Source organism: Cryobacterium sp. MDB1-18-1 (genome assembly GCF_004402735.1).
GTDB lineage: Bacteria > Actinomycetota > Actinomycetes > Actinomycetales > Microbacteriaceae > Cryobacterium > Cryobacterium glucosi.
The window spans coordinates 1-18,400 of record NZ_SOFR01000050.1 but is presented as its reverse complement, the minus strand read 5'-3'; the positions used below and the strand labels follow the sequence as shown (position 1 = coordinate 18,400).

At 65.0% G+C, this 18,400-nt stretch carries 17 protein-coding genes and 1 tRNA gene; 14 read left to right on the top strand and 4 right to left on the bottom strand.

The window, feature by feature from the left end:
* The first annotated feature begins 178 nt into the window (after nucleotides 1–178).
* From E3O50_RS12710 to E3O50_RS12700, 3 genes are all read left to right on the top strand, one after another.
* On the top strand, nucleotides 179–493 hold the full coding sequence (locus tag E3O50_RS12710; RefSeq protein WP_134560845.1) for a hypothetical protein: 315 nt from the start codon (nucleotides 179–181) through the stop codon (nucleotides 491–493).
* A 951-nt stretch (nucleotides 494–1,444) separates the two neighbouring features.
* The gene (locus E3O50_RS12705) at nucleotides 1,445–1,852 is read left to right on the top strand and encodes a hypothetical protein (RefSeq protein ID WP_134560844.1); all 408 of its coding nucleotides are present in this window, start codon (nucleotides 1,445–1,447) and stop codon (nucleotides 1,850–1,852) included.
* 113 nt (nucleotides 1,853–1,965) lie between these two features.
* Complete coding sequence (locus tag E3O50_RS12700; protein ID WP_134560843.1) at nucleotides 1,966–2,742, top strand: hypothetical protein; 777 nt, start codon at nucleotides 1,966–1,968, stop codon at nucleotides 2,740–2,742.
* 16 nt (nucleotides 2,743–2,758) lie between these two features.
* Here the strand turns inward: E3O50_RS12700 and E3O50_RS12695 are convergent, their stop codons facing one another.
* Nucleotides 2,759–3,136, bottom strand: coding sequence for a hypothetical protein (locus E3O50_RS12695; protein WP_134560842.1), 378 nt, complete (start codon nucleotides 3,134–3,136; stop codon nucleotides 2,759–2,761).
* On the bottom strand, nucleotides 3,126–3,440 hold the full coding sequence (locus E3O50_RS12690; RefSeq protein ID WP_134560841.1) for a hypothetical protein: 315 nt from the start codon (nucleotides 3,438–3,440) through the stop codon (nucleotides 3,126–3,128). The genes E3O50_RS12695 and E3O50_RS12690 overlap by 11 nt, the downstream gene beginning before the upstream one ends.
* Nucleotides 3,441–3,595: 155 nt before the next feature.
* Between E3O50_RS12690 and E3O50_RS12685 the strand changes: the two genes are divergently transcribed.
* Together E3O50_RS12685 and E3O50_RS12680 are read left to right on the top strand one after the other, a co-directional pair.
* Complete coding sequence (locus E3O50_RS12685) at nucleotides 3,596–4,438, top strand: site-specific integrase (protein WP_134560840.1); 843 nt, start codon at nucleotides 3,596–3,598, stop codon at nucleotides 4,436–4,438.
* Nucleotides 4,439–4,761: 323 nt separating this feature from the next.
* Nucleotides 4,762–5,007: a helix-turn-helix domain-containing protein gene (locus tag E3O50_RS12680; protein WP_134560839.1), complete on the top strand. Its 246-nt coding sequence runs from the start codon at nucleotides 4,762–4,764 to the stop codon at nucleotides 5,005–5,007.
* 233 nt (nucleotides 5,008–5,240) lie between these two features.
* Here E3O50_RS12680 and E3O50_RS12675 read toward each other — a convergent pair whose 3' ends face one another.
* Nucleotides 5,241–5,519: a helix-turn-helix transcriptional regulator gene (locus E3O50_RS12675; RefSeq protein WP_134560838.1), complete on the bottom strand. Its 279-nt coding sequence runs from the start codon at nucleotides 5,517–5,519 to the stop codon at nucleotides 5,241–5,243.
* A gap of 137 nt (nucleotides 5,520–5,656) precedes the next feature.
* Between E3O50_RS12675 and E3O50_RS12670 the strand changes: the two genes are divergently transcribed.
* Nucleotides 5,657–6,538, top strand: a complete 882-nt coding sequence (locus E3O50_RS12670; RefSeq protein ID WP_134560837.1) for a hypothetical protein — start codon at nucleotides 5,657–5,659, stop codon at nucleotides 6,536–6,538.
* Nucleotides 6,535–8,304, top strand: a complete 1,770-nt coding sequence (locus E3O50_RS12665) for a hypothetical protein (RefSeq protein ID WP_134560836.1) — start codon at nucleotides 6,535–6,537, stop codon at nucleotides 8,302–8,304. Before E3O50_RS12670 ends, E3O50_RS12665 begins: the two co-directional genes overlap by 4 nt.
* Nucleotides 8,305–8,547: 243 nt before the next feature.
* Here the strand turns inward: E3O50_RS12665 and E3O50_RS12660 are convergent.
* Nucleotides 8,548–8,631: transfer RNA gene (locus E3O50_RS12660), tRNA-Leu, on the bottom strand.
* 281 nt (nucleotides 8,632–8,912) lie between these two features.
* Between E3O50_RS12660 and E3O50_RS12655 the strand changes: the two genes are divergently transcribed.
* The 7 genes from E3O50_RS12655 (at nucleotide 8,913) to pknB (ending at nucleotide 17,893) form a co-directional block, all read left to right on the top strand.
* Nucleotides 8,913–9,671 carry a DUF3662 and FHA domain-containing protein gene (locus tag E3O50_RS12655; protein WP_134560835.1) on the top strand — a complete coding sequence of 253 codons (759 nt, stop codon included), beginning with the start codon at nucleotides 8,913–8,915 and terminating at the stop codon, nucleotides 9,669–9,671.
* On the top strand, nucleotides 9,668–10,285 hold the full coding sequence (locus E3O50_RS12650) for an FHA domain-containing protein (RefSeq protein WP_134448592.1): 618 nt from the start codon (nucleotides 9,668–9,670) through the stop codon (nucleotides 10,283–10,285). Before E3O50_RS12655 ends, E3O50_RS12650 begins: the two co-directional genes overlap by 4 nt.
* Nucleotides 10,286–10,289: 4 nt before the next feature.
* Nucleotides 10,290–11,519: a PP2C family serine/threonine-protein phosphatase gene (locus E3O50_RS12645; RefSeq protein WP_134448590.1), complete on the top strand. Its 1,230-nt coding sequence runs from the start codon at nucleotides 10,290–10,292 to the stop codon at nucleotides 11,517–11,519.
* Entirely contained in the window at nucleotides 11,512–12,912 is a 1,401-nt protein-coding gene (locus E3O50_RS12640; RefSeq protein ID WP_134448588.1) for an FtsW/RodA/SpoVE family cell cycle protein, read from the top strand. The genes E3O50_RS12645 and E3O50_RS12640 overlap by 8 nt, the downstream gene beginning before the upstream one ends.
* Nucleotides 12,912–14,363: a penicillin-binding protein 2 gene (locus E3O50_RS12635; protein ID WP_134560834.1), complete on the top strand. Its 1,452-nt coding sequence runs from the start codon at nucleotides 12,912–12,914 to the stop codon at nucleotides 14,361–14,363. Before E3O50_RS12640 ends, E3O50_RS12635 begins: the two co-directional genes overlap by 1 nt.
* Entirely contained in the window at nucleotides 14,360–16,087 is a 1,728-nt protein-coding gene (locus tag E3O50_RS12630; RefSeq protein ID WP_134448584.1) for a serine/threonine protein kinase, read from the top strand. The genes E3O50_RS12635 and E3O50_RS12630 overlap by 4 nt, the downstream gene beginning before the upstream one ends.
* Nucleotides 16,088–16,195: 108 nt before the next feature.
* Nucleotides 16,196–17,893 (top strand): Stk1 family PASTA domain-containing Ser/Thr kinase, encoded by a 1,698-nt coding sequence (pknB, locus tag E3O50_RS12625; protein ID WP_241975557.1) that lies wholly within the window; start codon nucleotides 16,196–16,198, stop codon nucleotides 17,891–17,893.
* The last annotated feature ends 507 nt before the right edge of the window (nucleotides 17,894–18,400 follow it).

Here is an 18,400-nt window from a genome sequence, read left to right as displayed (position 1 = left end):
CGCCACCGAGTCGCTGAGAGATTCGCGACTTCGAAGACGCGAGGAAGTCGCTCGAGTCGATGGGCGCCGACGGATATTTGCCGACAGGCGAGACTCCTTCGAACTTGACAATCTCATTGAGACACATCGATGCCTAAATCGAGTTGCTCGCGCGGCGACTCGGTACCACCTACTCGACATGAAGGTAGCCAAAGCCACCCACAGTGACTATGCGTCCCACCAACTCGGAAGTCTCGCCGAAGAACCCGAGCTTGGCGAAGAGCTACGGCTTTCAAATGTGGAGGCCAGCGCCTCAGTCCAGCTGGTGCTGGATGACGACGTCCGAGGGCTCGCGGACATGGCGCTTTCCTCCTTCAACGGGCTCGGTCGAACGCCGAGATCCGTCGAGGAGGCGGAGCGAGACTGGGTCTCCGCGGCGCAACTCATGCGAACAGCTCAGACCGCGATCACTGATCGAATAAGGTCGCTCTACAAATTTGGAGAGGAGTCCTAGCGACTGAAACTTGCGGGGTTGCGCCTCTCTAGAGCCTGATTTGCCTGGCTGGACCCTCCGTGTCGCCCGTGGCCGCTAGGTTCTGGATATGGGACCAAGTGAGTGGATTGCACTAGCTGCCGCATTCCTCGGCGGCACGGCGTTGGTACTGGGCGAGTATCGGGCCCGGCAAGCCCGGCTCTCCGCCAGCGAACGAAACATCGTCGACTGGGAATTCAGCTGGACAGAACGCGATGTGCTGGAGCTGCGCAACGACGGCCCGGACGCAGCCCACGATGTGCTCATAAAGCTCACGTCGGACTACGTGCACGTGGAAGGCCAACGGCCCAAAATGCTCAGAGGCGACGTCTTGGCCCTCTCCGTTCCCCACTTGGCTGCAACTTGGGATTCAGCTGCGCAGAGACGGCAAGTCCCCGGTGAGTACCCAGTGGTGACGAGAATCACTTTTGGCGCACGGATTACCTGGACATCACCTCGAGGTCGACAGCAAGTGGACACTTTCACCTCGTCCGTGTCAGCGCCTGACGGGGGGACCGTCTAATGCGGGTTTCGCGGGGTCGGCTCGCCGGGCCCGAACGTACCAAGTGGCCTCAGGTCATCGGGCTGGCTTTAATCGCCTCTGGGCTCCTACTCTCCGCCTCCCTGTTCTTGCCAGGAATTGACCCGTTTCTTCGAGCGGCGGGCGCAACGGCGTCAGGCCTTCTCATAGGAGGCGGCCTTCAACTGGCTCCGTCGCTTTTCACCCGCAGGGCTGGGCCTGCCCAGCCAAGAAAAGCCTGGCTTTACATAGCGACTGCCGCCGTTCTCGCGTCAGGTTTTGGCGTCCTCACATGGCTCCGGCTATGGACCGATGACTGGGCCCCCGCAGGCTTCCTACTGCTGGGGCTTGCCGTATGCGCGCTCGGCGCTGGTCTTGGCCATCTATATCCCGGCCCGGACAAACACCCGGCAGTGTTCCTGCTGCCTGTGGGATTCAATGGCCTGCTCTTGTTCGAAGCTGGACTTCACTCGACCACGGACGATTCTCTCCCCGTGACGGTGATGGTCTTTGTGCCCGCCTTGGTTGTTTCAATTGTCCTCACGATCTGGGCATTTCGAATTCGCGAGGCTACAGCCGCCGAATATGCCAAGGCGACCGAGGTCGCTCGTGGTGCCCTTTGGGGGTGGCTGCTCCTTTTGATTGCGAGCGCCTTTTCGTCCGCTGTCGGGATCCAACTTGACGGCGAAGATTCCCTCGACCCGCTCCGCTTCCTGCTGCCCTTAGTTACGTTTGGCTCGGTCATTGCCGCCGTAACCAGCGGGTTCTCGAGGTACGTCGAGGTTCGTGCTGCACTGGAGTTGGAAAAGTCCCATAGCTGAATTTCAAGGTCCGGAAACCGGACTGACAATTCGGATACGAATTACTTAGTCGACACCTCCTTCGCTGGCCTCAGCATGCTGTGTTTTTGCTGGCGCGCTGCAATAGTCATGGGATGGCAATATCCCTTAGTAGCGACTCCGCGACCCGCGGTCTTCTCTTCATCAGAATCCTGAACGACGAAGGGATTTTTCCGTCGCTGGTCCAAGTGGATTCTTTTTCGGCAGCCAGCCCGCCTAGCTCCTTCGGTGCACGGACAAGCTCCCTGCCTTTTGCAATAGCTAGGGCGTCTGGCGCGGTGAGTGGGTATCTTCAGGATTCTCATCTAGCTGAGCCCCATGGCCCCGGTTTACAGCTCACCGAAGCTGGGCGAGCGTTCGCTGATTGGTTGGACGGCCACTCAGCTGACAGCGACAGGGAAAAGCCGATTGAAGTTGTTGGTCGCCTCGACTCTCCGTTTACGTATGCAAAATTGCTCGCCGAGATTGACCGTCGCGAAAACGCGATGATCGTGGATCCCTATCTCCCCTCGACCGAAGTCGTATCCCTTGTACAGCTTTCCAATGTGACTCGCTTTCTAACACGAGACGTCAAGGCCGCGGGCCAGGCAAAGGAGCCGCGAAGAAGGCATCTGGCCTATGCCCTCGGTGCACGAAATGGCGTTGAATTGAGATTCGCGGCCGCCGGACTATTGCACGACCGTCTTGTGATTCCATCGCGCGGTCAGGGTCTGACAATCGGGACGTCGCTCGGCGGAGGGCAGATGACCGTGATGACGAATCTCTCAGAACAAACAACGAAAGTGTTGCGGGAGCATTACGAAACCGTGTGGTCCACCGCGACGCCACTCCGGCCGGTGAGTCGCTCTGCCGGGACGGAGGACTTGCCCTGACCGTTCGATGGGCCCGTCACCACTCCACGGTCGCGTCGGCCCTAGCCTTCTCGAGGAGCTCGTCCGGCTCATCCAGGTGCTCCACCGGCCGGTCGCCGCCGAAGTAGCCGGAGGGGAAGCACAGCCAGACGACGAGCTCGTTCTGCGACAAGGCCACTTCGTGCGCGAGCTCGACCAGGGCGGGAATGACCGGTGCGACATGTCCTGATTCGAATTGGAAGCCTGGATACGCGTACGCACGTCCTCGCTCGATGGCGAGGAGCTGTCCATCCGCTCTCATCCGAGAGACCACGTCGACATCGGTCTTCGGCAGATTCAGGGCCTCCAACACTTCCTCAGGGTTGAGCAGCCCCCAGGTCGCCTCTATTTCGCGCCAGACCGTCTCAATCCTCATGGCCGGCACCTGACTGCTCGACGCGTTCAATCCGTCGGATCTGGCTGGTGACGTGCCAGTAGAAGTCAGTCATCTCGTCGTCCGAGATCATCGTCCATCGGCCGGATTCCCCGACACTGCACGCCTCGAGGGTGCGAAGTGGCCGCGTCACGTCGTTGAAGGTGGCCGGCCTGCCCGGTCCTGGAACACGAGTGACCGTCTTGGCGTCCAGGTCGAGGATGTGTGAGCTGCCCTGCGTGACGACGCGCCAGGCGCCGCCCTCGTCACCCACCAGGGCGGTGACCTCTTGCCGTTCGTTCTCCATGTCCGCCGACCCTCCCTGTCGACCATTTCGCATGGCCGACACACTCTGGCCTCAGGTGCGTTTGATGCATATACTAATCCGCAATTCAAGCCTTTGGGGTTGCGGTGACAAGTTCCGAATACGAACCGAATCTGGACTTGGCAGTCTGGATCGAAGTGAAGCAATTCGTTCTCGACGTAGTCGCCGACTCCGCCGACGGCACCCCGTACAAGGATGCGGCGCTGAAGGTCGCGGCGTCACGCCTCGCCGCCTGGACCTGGCAGACGGCAGGGCTGCCGCTCGAGCGCGCTGTGGTCTTCCGACGGGACGTGGTTGCCCGGTTCATCGCAGTCGGCTGTCCCACGTTGAAGCCCGCATCCCGGGGCAACCTCCGTAGCCAGCTTCTGCGGATGTCCGAGGTACTGCTCGACCCGCGCGAGGTACCCCGGCGGCTTGCTCCGCTGCCATCATCAGACCCGGCAGCCCCGTACTCGAGCGCTGAGCTGATCTCGCTTCGCAGCTGGGCGTCGGCCCAGTCGACTCCGGCACGGCGCGCGAACGCCTGGGTGCTGCTGGCCACCGGTGTCGGCGCCGGACTGGCCGCATCCGAAATCGGCCAGCTCCGCGTGCGCGACATCGCGGTTGACGAGGTCGGCGTGCTCCTGCAAATCAACGGTGAGCGCCCACGTGCTGTGCCCGTCCTGCGAGAGTGGGAGCAGGTCTTGGTCGACCGGACCCGCACCCTCGGACCAGAGAGGTTCGTTTTCCGCGAGAACCATGGCGCTTACTACCCGAACCTCATCGCCAACTTCATCGACCGAAGCCAGGTCGTCGGCGTCAAACCCCAGTCACAGCGACTTCGCGCAACTTGGATAGTCCGGCATCTGGAAGCGGCTACACCCGTGGTCCCACTGATGCGCGCCGCGGGCATCGAGTCCCTGGAGGCGCTCACCCGCTACGTGCGGTTCGTGCGCGACGGCGATGCAGGCGAGGTCAGGGCGAGGCTGCGGGATGCGTGAGGGGCGGTTCCGGCTTACCTGCTCTGTGTCACGCCGGCGGCCGCGGCACCACGTCTGGCGCACCTGGAATCTTCGGGACGAGGGTCCGGCACCTGGACGCGGCCACACCCGTGGTCCCGCTCATGCGCGCCGTCGGCATCGAGTCACTGGAGGCGCTCACGCGGTACGTTGGGTTCGTGCGCGACGTCGATGCGGGTGAGGTTAGGGCGAGGCTGAGGGACGCGTGAGGCTACAATGCACGCATATCCGGGCATGCACGTATGCACGAATAAGCTTGCATTGGGCTGAGTAGCCGGCGAAACCGGCCTGGAGAGAGACAACACATGTACACGGTGACCGTCAAGCGATTCCGGGACCTCGGTGCAGTCATCAAGGCGGTCCGCGCATCCCGTGGCATCCGCCAGGAGGACCTGGCCTACAAGCTCGCGTTCTCCCGCAACTACCTCCAAGGGCTGGAGAACGGCAAGCCCAACCTCTACGTCACCCGGCTATTTCGCACTATGAACACCCTCGGCATCACCATCAGCGTCTCCTACACACTCGGCGACAAGGCCGAAAGCCAAGACTGAGACACAGGCAGCGCCCAGCTGCGGACCGCTGCCGACGTCCACGGTTCCCAAGCTCTCGCGGCGCGTGTTTCAGCACCCGGAACATCTGAGAACACCCGTTTCTCCATCCGTCAATCAGCGAATGAGCACCTGGCCAAAAGTGCGCGCATAGATACGGCGTGCAAACTACTTCCACCATCCGACCGACAGTCCCCACCGAGAGCGCTCAGCGCGCCCCCGAGAGGCACTCGAATTTATTTGTCGAGGCGTCCGGGCCAGAGGTCGACGCCGAAGCCCATTTCGAGCTTGGCGATTGTGGCGAGGTCGGGCCAGGAGCGGCCGTGGAGGACGGACATCATCGTCGAGGGGTCCACGCCCACGTCGCGCGCAGCGGCGCGAATGCTCCGGTCTCCGATGGCGGCCTTGACGTTCAAGGCGAACTGCCGGGCGACCTCTCCGACGGGGTCTACCGAGGGCATTTCGGGCCAGTTGTCCGTGAGGTCGTGTGGGTTGGGTCGGGCGGGCCTGGACATAGGACGAGCGTAGAGCACTCGACGCGGGGTGCCGTATGACACCCGAGGCCTTGACCCTTGTCGACGATAGTCATAACGCATATAGTAATCCGCAATTGGGTGCAGATGTCGCCCAAACCATTCAGAACTTCACTCCGATGATTCCCAAACGCCTCTGGGACGACGTCGCGGACTTCACCCGGTCCGCCGTTGCAGACTTCGCGCCGACAAATTGCGCCGAAGCCAGCAAAGCCCTGACCGTTATCTCCCGGCTCGCCGTCTGGACGACTGAGACGGCCTGCCTCCCACTCGAGCGGAACATCGTCTTCAGCGGACGGCACATCGAGACGTTCGCCGCACGCCAGATGGCAGGCCTCAGTCCCGTCGTCGCCCGGGCAGAGCGCCTCCGCCTCCTCCGCATCGCGGGTGAGCTCCACTCCTTCGACCCCGTCCGACGTGACGCGGGCAAGAAGCCGCGGCCGAACCCGTTCGCCCCGTATTCTCCGGCGGCGATGGTTCGGTTCCGGAGCCAGGCCGCCACGCGGTCGACCGCGCTGCGCCGGCACAACTGGATGGTGCTGCTCGCCCTTGCTGCCGGCTGCGCACTGACGACGACCGAGATCATGCACCTCAAGGTGGAGGACGTGGACTCAACCGGCGACGGCCTCACGGTCACCGTGAGGGGTGCAAGCCCGCGGACGGTCGTCTGCCTGGCCGACTGGGAAGACGACGTCACGCGGCTCCTGGGCGGGCCGCTCGTTTCGGACTACCTTTTCGTGAAGGCCGAGCGCCCCAACAACGCCGTCGCGTACGTGACGAAGTTCTTGAACTCAACGGCAAAGGGCGGCGAGTTCCCGACCGTTGAGCGTCTGCGGTCAACGTGGATTGTGGGTCACCTCGAGGCCAGGACGCCCACCGTCGCCCTCGCCGAGGCGCTCGGCGTCAAGACGTTCAGCACATTCGAACGACTCGCACCTTTCGTGAAAACTCCCGACGCCTCCGACTTGCGGGTCCTCTTCCGCGGGGAGCTGCGACCATGACAACGACACCCGCGCCGCCGGTGTCTACGACAGTCATGGAGCAGCTTCGACGGACCCTGCCCAAGCACGGATTCACCGGCAACTCCAGCCGTATCTCGCACAGCCAGGTCGAGTTCATCGGCAAGCTCGTCGACGACTCCAAGGTCGCCGACCGAATTGACGCCTGGCGGGTGGAGGACCGGGTGAAGACCGCGCCTGGCGGACGCCGAAGTGTCGCCAGCACCCGCACGGTACTCATCCTGTTCCTGCTTCTCAGCACCGAGCACAGCGCTCTGTTCGTCAAGGAGATGGCGGCCATCGCGTCCGACCGGCTGAGCGGCAAGTCCCTGCGACACCTCGACTTGTGGGGCAAGCGGGAGACCATAACGGGCTGGTACTTCCCGCTCTGGCGCGCCCTGCACCGGGCCCTGGACGCAATCGACCCGAAGCCCGGTAAACAGTGGAAGTTCTCCACCCCCGAACAATACGAGGAGACGCTGCGTCGCCGCCTCGAGGCCAACAGCGAGGTCAAACAAGCGCGACTCGACTGGGTGTGCAACGCCTTGATTGAAGCGACACTCCAGCTCGTGCCCGACGCCGCCCGCAGCCAGTGGCAGGGCGACCTGTGCGTGGACGCGACCGTCGTTCCCGCCTACGGGAAGCGCGGTGCCCCTCGGTCCAAGACGCACGTGGCCATAGAGTCCGACGCCGGCTGGTACCGCCGCACCAGCAGTCACAAGGAGACCAACGACTCGACGAAGTCGGTGAAGTCTGTGTTCGGCTGGGACCTCACCATCGCCGTGCAGACCAACCACGACCCCAAGACCCTGCCCGGGTACCCGCTCCTCGTCGCGGGCATCGGCTTCAACATCCCCGGCACCGCCCTCATCCACACCGCACGCCACATCTTCGAAAGCGTCGCCGAGAGAGGGCACCCCGCCGGGCGCGCCACCGGTGACCGCGGGTACCACGTCGCCGCTGTAGCCAAAGAATTCCAGATCCCCCTCCGCATGCTCGGCTACACCGTCGTCACCGACTACCTCGACATCCAACTGGGCCTCAAGGACGGCTATGCCGGCGCCATCCAGGTCGAAGGCGCACTGTACTGCCCGTCGATGCCCGAAGGCCTAGTCAACGCGACCGTCCTCTACCGAGCCAAGGACATCGACGCCGACACTTGGCGAAAACGCATCGTCGAACGCCGCCAATACATGCTGCGCCCCAAGGAGAAGCCCGACGCCAAGGGGCGCGTCCCGATGATGTGTCCCGCCCGCGGACCCGGAGCCACCGTCAGCTGCCCACTCGTCGAGAACGGCTGTTCCAAGGTCGACGACGCCCTGACGACCATCTACAACCCGCCCGTCAAGCCCGACACAATCTGCACAAACGCCTCCTCGGTGAGCGTCCCACTCGACGCAGGCGCGAAGCTCGCGCAGCACTACCAGTACGGCAGCAACGAGTGGCAGGAAATCTACTCCCACGACCGCAACACCATCGAAGGCGCCAACGGCTTCCTCAAAGACAGCTCCCACGAAGCCATCGGCGACTCCAGCCGCCGACGCGTCCGCGGTTCCACCGCCCAGTACCTGCTCGTGAGCATCCTCGTCGTCGCCGGCAACCTCCGGAAGCTGCAGAAGTTCCGCGACGACATGCTCCGGCCCGAGACCGACGACGAACGCGCCGACCGCAAGGCACGGAAACTCTTACTCCGGAAGAGGCGCAAGAACCGCAAGAACAAGCGCGTCGCCGCTTGGGACGACTTCCAGGCGTCGCCGACCAAGACCTAGGCCCGGCCCGGGTCCACCGACACTTTCACCCGCAATACACGGCGCTCCAGCACGCTCGAAAACAACTCCTCGAGGCAGCGGGGGCGCTTTTTCGCGCCCATGGAGCCGACCCGGGCGAGATCGGCCTCGCTGTGAGGCGACGTAAGCGCCGGGAATGACGAAAGGCCCCCGATTTCTCGGGGGCCTTTCTTGTCCGACCGGGTTTCGCAAATAGATTCAATCTATTTGGCAATCAACCCACTGTGCGCGAGGGGGGACTTGAACCCCCACGTCCTTTCGAACACTGGCACCTGAAGCCAGCGCGTCTGCCAATTCCGCCACTCGCGCGAACTTAGAGAGGCTAGCACTAATCGGGGTGCGAATGCCATTCGTCCAGCCGCCGGGCGAGGCGGGAAGGGGCGCGCAGCATCCGCCCCGTTTGCCGTCTCGTGACCCTCTCGGACGCGAGTCATGCGAGACTGCCTCCTGGCCGGACAGAAACGGACCCACCTCCGTGCCCATAGCCGCCTCCCGTAGGATGACAATTCCGGTTCCATGTGCCCGGCGGGCGAGTTAACACGCGAGGCAAGTAACATGCTGATAGCCGAAAGGATCGGATCGGGAGACCTGTGGGCATTCTGGATAACTTTGAAAAGGGCCTTGAGCGCGCCGTAAACGGCGCATTCGCCAAGACCTTCAAGTCGGGACTACAGCCGGTGGAGATCACCTCCGCGCTGCGTCGCGAACTGGACACCAAGGCAGCTGTGGTGTCCCGCGACCGCATCCTCGCGCCCAATCGCTTCACCGTCCGCATGAGCCACACCGACTTCCAGCGCATGACCAACCTCGGACCCGCACTCATCGACGAGCTCACCGACCTGGTCCAGCAGCACGGCAACGAGCAGCGCTACCAGTTCGCCGGCGGCATCTCGATCAGCCTCTCCGACGACCGCGGCCTCAGCGAGGGCATGGTCCAGATCGACTCGTCCACCGTCAAGGGCAGCGTCACCTGGACGCCCGTCGTCGATGTCGGCGGCAAGCGGTACCCGCTCCGCAAGTCGACCACGGTCATCGGTCGCGGCACGGATGCCGACATCACCATCGACGACACCGGCACCTCCCGCCGCCACGTCGAGATCACCTGGGACGGCGCCCGTGCGCAGGTGCGCGACCTCGGCTCCACGAATGGATCCCAGCTCAACGGTGTCGCCGTCAAGCAGGCGATCCTCGAACCGGATTCGGTCATCACCATCGGCCGCACCCGCATCGTCTTCCGGGTGCTCGCCCAGGCCCACGCGGATGCTCCCGCTGCCGACCAGCGCTCCGATCTGCCGGCCGCACCGCACGAGCGCCACGACATGGGCGGATTCTGGGGGCCCTCCGCATGAATGTCAGCGAGCTGACCCTGCTCGTCCTGCGGCTCGGGTTCCTTCTCGTGCTCTGGCTCTTCATCTTCGGCATCGTCTATGCCCTCCGCAGCGACCTTTTCGGCCAGAGGGTCCGCAAGCAGCCCAAGGACGGCGCCCCCGCGGTGGCGTCCGCAGGACTCGCCGCAGCATTCCCGTCGGCCGTACCGGTCGCGGCACCGGTGATGCAGGCCGCTCCCGCCTTCGTCCAGCCGCCGGCGGCATCCGCTGCGGCACCGACGGAACAGTTCTCGGCGCAGGCCGCGAAGGACGACCTCGGCCCCGGCGACAAGGCCACCGCCCAGAACGCGACCAGGCTCGTGATCACCTCCGGCCCGAAGGCCGGCACCGAATTCCCGTTGACCGTGGATTCGGTCACGATCGGTCGCTCCGCCGATTCAAGCCTCGTCATTCGCGACGACTACACGTCGACCCACCATGCCCGGCTGATGCTGTGGAATGACAAGTGGATGATCCAGGATCTCGATTCGACAAACGGCACCTTCCTCGCGGGCGTACGCCTCGCGGTTCCGACACCTGTCCCCTTGAACACCACCGTCAAGATCGGCGCGACCAGCTTCGAGCTTCGGCGGTAGGTCCATGGCGACAGTCAGTCACAGCGCGGCCGCGTCCCACGTTGGAAAGATCCGGTCCAACAACCAGGACTCCGGCTACTCCGGCCAGCACCTGTTCCTCGTCGCAGACGGCATGGGCGGGCACGCGGGAGGCGACGTCGCCTCCGCGATCGCGACCAAGCGCATCATCGAGGCCGACCGGGACTACCAGAGCCCGCAGGACGCCGAATTCGCACTCCAGGCCGCCCTCATCGCGGCGAACTCCCTCCTCGCCGAGACGGTCTACGAGCACACCGAGCTGACCGGAATGGGCACGACCGTCAGCGCCCTGATCGTGCTCAACGACGAGGTCGCGATCGCCCACATCGGCGACTCACGCATCTACCTCCTGCGCCAGGGCGAGCTCTCCCAGATCACGATCGACCACACCTTCGTGCAGCGCCTCGTTGACAGCGGCCGCATCACCGAGCAGGAGGCGATGGTGCACCCGCGCCGCTCGGTCCTGATGCGCGTGCTCGGGGACGTCGAGGCCGCCCCCGAGATCGACACCTCGATCCTCGCGACCTTCGCCGGCGACCGCTGGCTGATCTGCTCTGACGGACTGAGCGGCGTCGTCTCCAACACCAGCATCGCGGCCGCACTCTCGAGCGAGCTCGACCCGCAGGGCGTCGCCGACCGACTCGTCAAGGAGAGCCTCGACGGCGGAGCCCCTGACAACGTCACGATCGTCGTCGTCGACATCGGCGCGCCGGACCAACGCATCGACACCCCCATCGTCGTCGGGTCGGCATCCGCACCGCTGGCCTTCGGCGAGGAACCCGGACGCAGCCGTGCCCTGCGTATGTCGAGCCTGCGCCTGCACCCCGTTCGCGAGACCCACTTCGAACCCGATTCCCAGGACTACCTCACCGAACTCATCGAGGAGGACGCCCGCCGCGCCCGCCGCCGCAAGGCCACCTGGCTCGCCGGCGTCATCCTGCTCATCGTCGCCCTCGTCGGCGGCGGAATCCTCGGCTACCAGTGGACCCAGACGCGGTACTACGTCGGCGTCGAGGGCAGCACGGTCGCGATCTTCCGCGGCGTGCAACAGGACCTCGGGCCCATCTCCCTCCACTCCGTCTACGAGGAGACCCCGCTCCAGGTCACCGACCTGCGCGTCTACGACCGGCAGCAGGTCGAGCAGACCATCAGCGCAGCGTCGCTCGATGAGGCCCGCCTCGTGGTCGAGCGCCTGACGAAGGCGAAGAATGAGTAACGCACGGGCAACGGATGCCCCCACGCGCGCTCCGAAGTCCAAGCCCGGCAGCACGCGGCGACTGCACCTGCCGCAGAAGATGCGGAACGTCGAACTGTTCCTGCTCATCGTCGCGTGCGGGATCAACGCCTCGGCCGTCGTGCTCGTCCAGCTCGGGGCGCTCGGGCACATCGATACGACCCTCGTCGTGCTGGGCGCAGGGTTGTCCGGCCTCGTGCTCTGCCTGCACATCGTCCTGCGCTTCGTGGCGCGGGACGCCGACCCGTTCATCCTGCCGATCGCCACGCTCCTGAACGGCATCGGAATTGCGATGATCTACCGCATCGACATCGCCAATGGAGACGCCGGCTGGGACAGTGCCGCGGTGCGCCAGACCGTGTGGAGCGGCCTGGCGATCGCCTGCGCCATCACGGTGATGCTCGTCATCCGCAACCACCGGGTGCTCTTCCGCTACACCTACGTGTCCGGGTTCGTCGCGGTCGTCCTGCTCCTCCTCCCGCTCGTCCCCGGCCTCGGCCGCGAGGTCAGCGGTGCCAGGGTCTGGATCGGAATCGGCTCCTTCGCAACCTTCCAGCCCGGTGAGATCGCAAAGATCGCCCTCGCGATCTTCTTCGCCGGCTATCTGGTCCGAAACCGGGACAGCCTGTCGATGGTCGGCCGCCGGGTGCTCTGGATGAAGTTCCCGCGGCTGCGCGACCTCGGTCCGATCCTGGTTCTCTGGGCCCTCTCGATGTCGGTCATCATCTTCCAGCGCGATCTCGGAACAGCGCTGCTCTACTTCGGGCTGTTCCTCGTCATGCTCTACATCGCGACCGGCCGGCTCAGCTGGGTCCTGCTCGGCATGACCCTCTTCATCGGCGGCGCGATCATCGCCAGCCAGACCCTCGATTACGTGCACGGCCGGTTCCAGAACTGGCTCGATGCGCTCAACCCCGACGTCTACAACGCAGACGGCGGGAGCTACCAGCTCGTCCAGGGCTTGTTCGGGCTCGCCAAGGGCGGCCTTCTCGGCACCGGCCTCGGCCAGGGACGCCCCGAAATCACCCCGGTTCCGCAGAGCGACTACATCATCGCGAGCCTCGGCGAAGAACTCGGCCTCGCCGGGCTGTTCGCGATCCTGGCCCTGTACCTGCTCTTCGTGGCCCGCGGCATCCGCATCGGCTTCGCCGGGCACGACGACTTCGGCAAGCTCCTCGGTGTCGGGCTCTCCTTCGTCGTCGCCCTCCAGTGCTTCATCGTGATCGGCGGTGTCACCAGGGTCATTCCGCTCACGGGGCTCACGACACCCTTCCTCGCGGCCGGCGGGTCATCGCTCGTCGCCAACTGGATCATCGTCGCGCTCCTGCTGCGCCTGTCCGACACCATCCGCAACCAACCCAGGCTGGTGGTCTGATGAATCGCGAACTCAAGCGCGTCAGCATTGTCGTCATGCTGATGTTCGTCGCCCTGCTGAGCTCGACGACGATCATCCAGGTCTTCCAGGCCGAAAGCCTGTCCGCAGACTCACGCAATACCCGCACGCTCTACGACAGCTACATGGTCGAGCGCGGCGCCATCCTGGTTGCGGGCACCCCGATCGCACAGTCTGTCCCGACCGATGACAACTACAAGTACCTGCGCACGTACAGCAAGGCCGCGCTCTACGCCCCTGTCACGGGGTTCCTGCCCGTCAATGGCGCGGCCACCGGGCTCGAGCACGCGCTCAACGGCGAGCTCAGCGGCACCTCGGACTCCCAGTTCTTCGACCAGATGAACTCCCTCGTCACCGGCCAGGTCTCCAAGGGCGCATCGGTCGAGGTCACGATCGACCCGGTCGCCCAGCAGGCCGCCTGGGATGCCCTCGGGAACCTCACCGGTGCCGTCATCGTCACCGAGCCGAAGACCGGCCGGATCCTGGCCATGGTGTCCAAGCCGAGCTACGACCCGAACCTGCTCGCCGTGCACGACAGCGAGGCCGTCACCGGCACGTACCAGAGCCTCGTGAACGACCCGGGCAACCCCCTCATCAACCGGTCCATCGATGCCCTCAACCCTCCCGGCTCCGTCTTCAAGCTCGTCGTCGCATCCGCTGCCATCGAATCGGGCAAGTTCACCCCCGACAGCGCCTTCCCGAACCTGGCGACCTTCACGCTGCCGGGCAGCTCGTCGATCGTGATCAATTCCGGTGGCGGCACCTGCGGCAGCGGCGACACGGTCACGATCGCCACCGCGCTGCGCCTGTCCTGCAACATCCCCATGGCGGAGCTCGGGCTGCAGCTCGGGTCGACGGCCATCCGGGAGATGGCCGAGAAGTACGGGTTCAACACGAGCTACTCGGTTCCCCTCGACGTCGCGACGAGCGTGTACCCCACGGTCCTCGACGACGCGCAGACCGCACTTTCGGCATTCGGGCAGTACGAAGTGCGCGCAACGCCCCTGCAGATGGCGATGGTGTCTGCGACGATCGCAAACGGCGGAGTCCAGATGGCGCCGAACCTGGTGGAGGAAATCATCGCCCCCAATCTCAGCCCTCTCGAAAGCTTTACGCCGAAGACGGTGAAACAGGTGATCAGCGCCGCAACCGCGGCCACGATGACCCAGATGATGGTCAACGACGTCGCGGATGGCGCGGCGAGCAATGCAAGAATAGACGGGGTCAACGTGGCGGGAAAAACGGGTACGGCCGAGAACGGAACTGACGAGCCATACACACTCTGGTTCACCGGTTTTGCTCCCGCAGAAGATCCAAAATACGCGATCACCGTCCTCGTCGAGGATGGCGGAGGTCTTGGCCAGAAGGGGTACGGCAATTTGCTCGCCGCACCCGTTGCAAAGCAGGTACTAGAGGCGGTGCTGAACAAATGAGACCCACAGCAGGGCTCACCTTCGGGGGACGCTACGAACTGAAGTCCCGGATCGCCATCGGCGGAATGGGCGAGGTCTGGCAGTCCGTCGACCTCGTAATCGGTCGTACCGTCGCCATCAAGATCTTGAAAGACGAGTACCTCGGTGACCCGGGCTTCCTCGAGCGCTTCCGCGCCGAGGCCCGTCACGCCGCTCTCGTCAACCACGAAGGCATCGCCAATGTCTTCGACTACGGCGAAGAAGACGGAAGCGCGTTCCTCGTCATGGAACTCGTACCCGGCGAAGCCCTGTCGACGATCCTCGAGCGCGAGCACGTCCTGCCGACCGACAAGGTCCTCGACATCGTCGCGCAGACGGCATCCGCCCTGCACGCCGCGCACGCCGCGGGACTGGTGCACCGGGACATCAAGCCCGGGAACCTGCTGATCACCCCCGACGGCCGCGTCAAGATCACCGACTTCGGCATCGCCCGCATCGCGGACCAGGTTCCACTGACCGCCACCGGCCAGGTCATGGGCACCGTGCAGTACCTCTCGCCCGAACAGGCCAGCGGTCGCTCAGCGTCGCCGACGACCGACATCTACTCGCTCGGCATCGTCGCATATGAGTGCCTCGCCGGACGCCGCCCGTTCACGGGCGAGTCCCAGGTGGCCATCGCGATGGCGCAGATCAACGAGATCGCCCCCGACCTGCCCGACACCGTGTCCGAGCCGGTCCGCAACCTCGTCATCTCCTGCCTCGCGAAGAACCCGGCGGACCGCCCGGCATCCGCAGCCCACCTCGCCAGGGCCGCGACCGCCCTGCGCCGCGGTGATGTGGCCCTCGCGGCCGCTTCCGTTCCTGCCGTCATGAACGGGGTCACCCCCACCATGGCGACCATGCTCATGCCCGGTGCCGGCGCGAACGCGCAGGCGACCACGCTGCTTCCCTCCGGGCTGCCGCCCGTCACGCGCGCGTCCGCGGCAGCGGCCGAGGAGGCCGCGAAGAAGAAGCGCAGCCCCTGGACCTGGCCTCTCATCGCCCTGATCGCACTGCTGGCCCTTGTTCTCATCGGTGGCATTGTCGCGTTCGTTTCCCAGCAGAACAGCGGAAGCACCCCCGTCACGACGTCGAGCACGTCGAGCACCCCGTCGCCCACTCCCTCGAAGACGCCGAGCGCCACTCCGACGCCCACGCCGACGCCGACTCCGACGCCGACGCCCACCACGGCGGAAGTAACCGAGTCCGATTTCATCGGTAAGACCAGCGGGGAAGCCCGCACCATGCTCCAGTCTCTGGGCTTCGTCGCCGACGTCGTCACGGGTAAGGCCTCGGTCGACCCGGCAACGCAGGTTGCAGACACGGTCTACTCGGTCAACCCCACCGGCCCGGTCAAGAAGGGCGAGAAGATCACGGTCACGGTCTACGCTCCGGCCGTCGTACCCGACGCCCCGAGCGCCGCTCCGACGACGACCACGACCACCGTCGCCAGCGGCAAGACGGTGACCTACACCTGGGTCGCGCAATCGTGCCCCAGTGGCCAGACCCTGGCCGGGTACAAGCTCGAGGTGACGGGCGGCACCGTGCAATCCGCGAACCCGACGGGCGCCGATGTCACCACGGCGACCGTCGTCGCCGGCCCGGTCGGATCGATGACCGTCAAGTACCTGTACTACTGCGGACAGGTCGCCTCAGCCTGGTCGCCGTCCTCCACCGCGGTGCCGATCACCGCTGCGACACCGTAAGACTGACGCAGGGACGTCAGCTAAAATAGCCAAGATCCGCGCAACCAGGGTTGCCTCAGCCGGGGCGATGCCTGGAGCCGAATGGTCGACAAGAGTGGGAGTGAGTCTGTGAGTGATGAAGGCCGCCTGCTCGCAGGTCGCTATCGAGTGGGGGCACTCATTGGTCGCGGCGGCATGTCCGACGTGCATATCGGCACCGACGCGCGGCTCGGCCGCACGGTTGCGATCAAACTCCTGAAGTCGTCCCTCGCGGCCGATCCCGCCTTCCGCACCCGCTTCCGCCAGGAGGCCCAGGCCGCGGCGCGGATGGCGCACCCCACGATCGTGCGCGTCTTCGACGCCGGCGAGGAGACCGTAGGAGAACCCGGCGGCCTCGAATCGCAGATTCCGTTCATCGTGATGGAATTCGTCGACGGACGCCTGCTCAAGGACATCATCCGCGAAGGCCCTGTCCAGGCCACCGAGGCCGTGCGCATCATCGACGGCGTCCTGACGGCGCTCGAATACTCGCACCGCGCGGGTGTCGTTCATCGCGACATCAAGCCCGGCAACATCATGATCACCAAGACCGGCCAGGTGAAGGTGATGGACTTCGGCATCGCCAGGGCCATCTCGGATTCCTCGACGACGGTCGCCCAGACCACGGCGATCCTCGGCACGGCATCCTATTTCTCCCCGGAGCAGGCCAAGGGAGAATCCGTCGACGCACGCACGGACCTGTACTCCACCGGCGTCGTTCTCTTCGAGATGCTCACCGGCCGCGCGCCCTTCCGCGGCGATACACCCGTCGCCGTCGCCTACCAGCACGTCAGCGAGACACCGGTCGCCCCGAGCTCGATCAACCCCAAGGTTTCCCCGGCACTCGACGTCGTCGTGATGCGCGCCCTTGAAAAGGACCGTTTCGCCCGGTACCAGAGCGCCGTCGAGTTCCGAACGGATGTCGAGATCGCCGGCTCCGGCGTGATCCCGCTGCACCGCCCCGTCGATGAAGCCACCGCGAGCCTTTTCGGCGCACCGCCCACGGCGACCTCCGGATCGGAGCTTGCGCTCAAGCAACTCGCCGAGGACGCCACGATGGTGCGCACCCAGCGACGGCCCCCGGTCATCTGGATCTGGGCCGGCATCCTCAGCGTGATCGTGATCGTGCTTTCCGTGATGATCTGGGCCTTCAGCCTCACCCCCAGCAGCGACCTCCCGGATAACTCCCGGAAGGTGCCCTCGTTGGTCGGCCAGAGCTACGAGACCGCTCAGAACACCCTCATCGAGTCCGACCTCGCTGCCACGATGGCCCAGGAGGCAAGCGCAACGGTCCCCAAGGACAAGGTCACCCGCACAGACCCGCCCGCTGGAACGATCGCCCAGCCGACCGATGTGATCAAGGTCTACGTATCAACGGGTCCGCAGCCCGTGACGGTGCCCGATGTCACGAACCTGCCGATCGCCGACGCCCAGGCCGCGATCAGCGCTCTCGGGCTCCTGCCAGGGTCGATCACCAAGGAGAACTCTGCGACGATCGCGCCCAACCTTGTGCTGCGCACCGACCCGGCGCTGCAGGGGAGCGCCCAGACCGGCGACACCGTCGATATCTTCATCTCCAGCGGCCTCGTCACCCTGCCGAACCTCGTCGGCCAGTCTCTTCAGGCGGCCAGCGAGCTCCTGCTGGCCCCGTCCGTACAGCTTGTGCCGATCCCGACGCCAGACGCCACGTGCGCCATGAAACCGGGATCTCCGGTCACCAAGCAATCCCAGGCGCCCGGAGACGTGGAGCAGAAGTCCCAGGTGGCGCTCACCTACTGCGCAGGCTAACGCCGCGTTTTCTGCCCCACCCTCCCTCACGCTCGGGATGCAAAGCGCTCACGAGCGCATGTGCCCGACAGGCCAGCGCGCTGGCCACCGTGCCGCCTGCCGTGCCCGAGCGCAGAGGATCCCAGAGCAGGGTGAGTGTGTCGAATTCAGGAGATCCGTGCAACCGGGCTGGATTGACCGCACTGGTCCGCTGGCCGGTGTCGCTCACCCGGGCGGATCTCCTGAATTCGGTACCACGAGCACGCACCCGTCGTCTTCAGATGTGAAGATAGAGCTTATATACGCATAATTATGTGATCAAACCTCGTCTTCGTGTTCGATTCGGGGTAGAATCGGGGTATGGCAGGAGCTTCAGATCCCCAGTCACACACCCCGCAGACCCACGATTCAGTGGCCGCGGGCGATCAGCCCACCGTTGGTGTCGAGTCGGCCTATCCGGTCGCGGTTGCCGAGGGGTTCGAGGGCGCTGAGGGGTTGGCCGGCTCGGTGCCGTCGGTGCATGCGGAT

Excerpts from the sequence above, each read along its gene's own strand:
- E3O50_RS12630 (WP_134448584.1), top strand. The coding sequence starts at position 14,360 with ATGAGACCCACAGCAGGGCTCACCTTCGGGGGACGCTACGAACTGAAG.
- E3O50_RS12710 (WP_134560845.1), top strand. The coding sequence starts at position 179 with ATGAAGGTAGCCAAAGCCACCCACAGTGACTATGCGTCCCACCAACTC.
- E3O50_RS12680 (WP_134560839.1), top strand. The coding sequence starts at position 4,762 with ATGTACACGGTGACCGTCAAGCGATTCCGGGACCTCGGTGCAGTCATC.
- E3O50_RS12645 (WP_134448590.1), top strand. The coding sequence starts at position 10,290 with ATGGCGACAGTCAGTCACAGCGCGGCCGCGTCCCACGTTGGAAAGATC.
- E3O50_RS12700 (WP_134560843.1), top strand. The coding sequence starts at position 1,966 with ATGGCAATATCCCTTAGTAGCGACTCCGCGACCCGCGGTCTTCTCTTC.
- E3O50_RS12670 (WP_134560837.1), top strand. The coding sequence starts at position 5,657 with ATGATTCCCAAACGCCTCTGGGACGACGTCGCGGACTTCACCCGGTCC.
- E3O50_RS12640 (WP_134448588.1), top strand. The coding sequence starts at position 11,512 with ATGAGTAACGCACGGGCAACGGATGCCCCCACGCGCGCTCCGAAGTCC.
- E3O50_RS12695 (WP_134560842.1), bottom strand. The coding sequence starts at position 3,136 with ATGAGGATTGAGACGGTCTGGCGCGAAATAGAGGCGACCTGGGGGCTG.
- E3O50_RS12665 (WP_134560836.1), top strand. The coding sequence starts at position 6,535 with ATGACAACGACACCCGCGCCGCCGGTGTCTACGACAGTCATGGAGCAG.
- E3O50_RS12635 (WP_134560834.1), top strand. The coding sequence starts at position 12,912 with ATGAATCGCGAACTCAAGCGCGTCAGCATTGTCGTCATGCTGATGTTC.
- E3O50_RS12650 (WP_134448592.1), top strand. The coding sequence starts at position 9,668 with ATGAATGTCAGCGAGCTGACCCTGCTCGTCCTGCGGCTCGGGTTCCTT.
- E3O50_RS12675 (WP_134560838.1), bottom strand. The coding sequence starts at position 5,519 with ATGTCCAGGCCCGCCCGACCCAACCCACACGACCTCACGGACAACTGG.
- E3O50_RS12690 (WP_134560841.1), bottom strand. The coding sequence starts at position 3,440 with ATGGAGAACGAACGGCAAGAGGTCACCGCCCTGGTGGGTGACGAGGGC.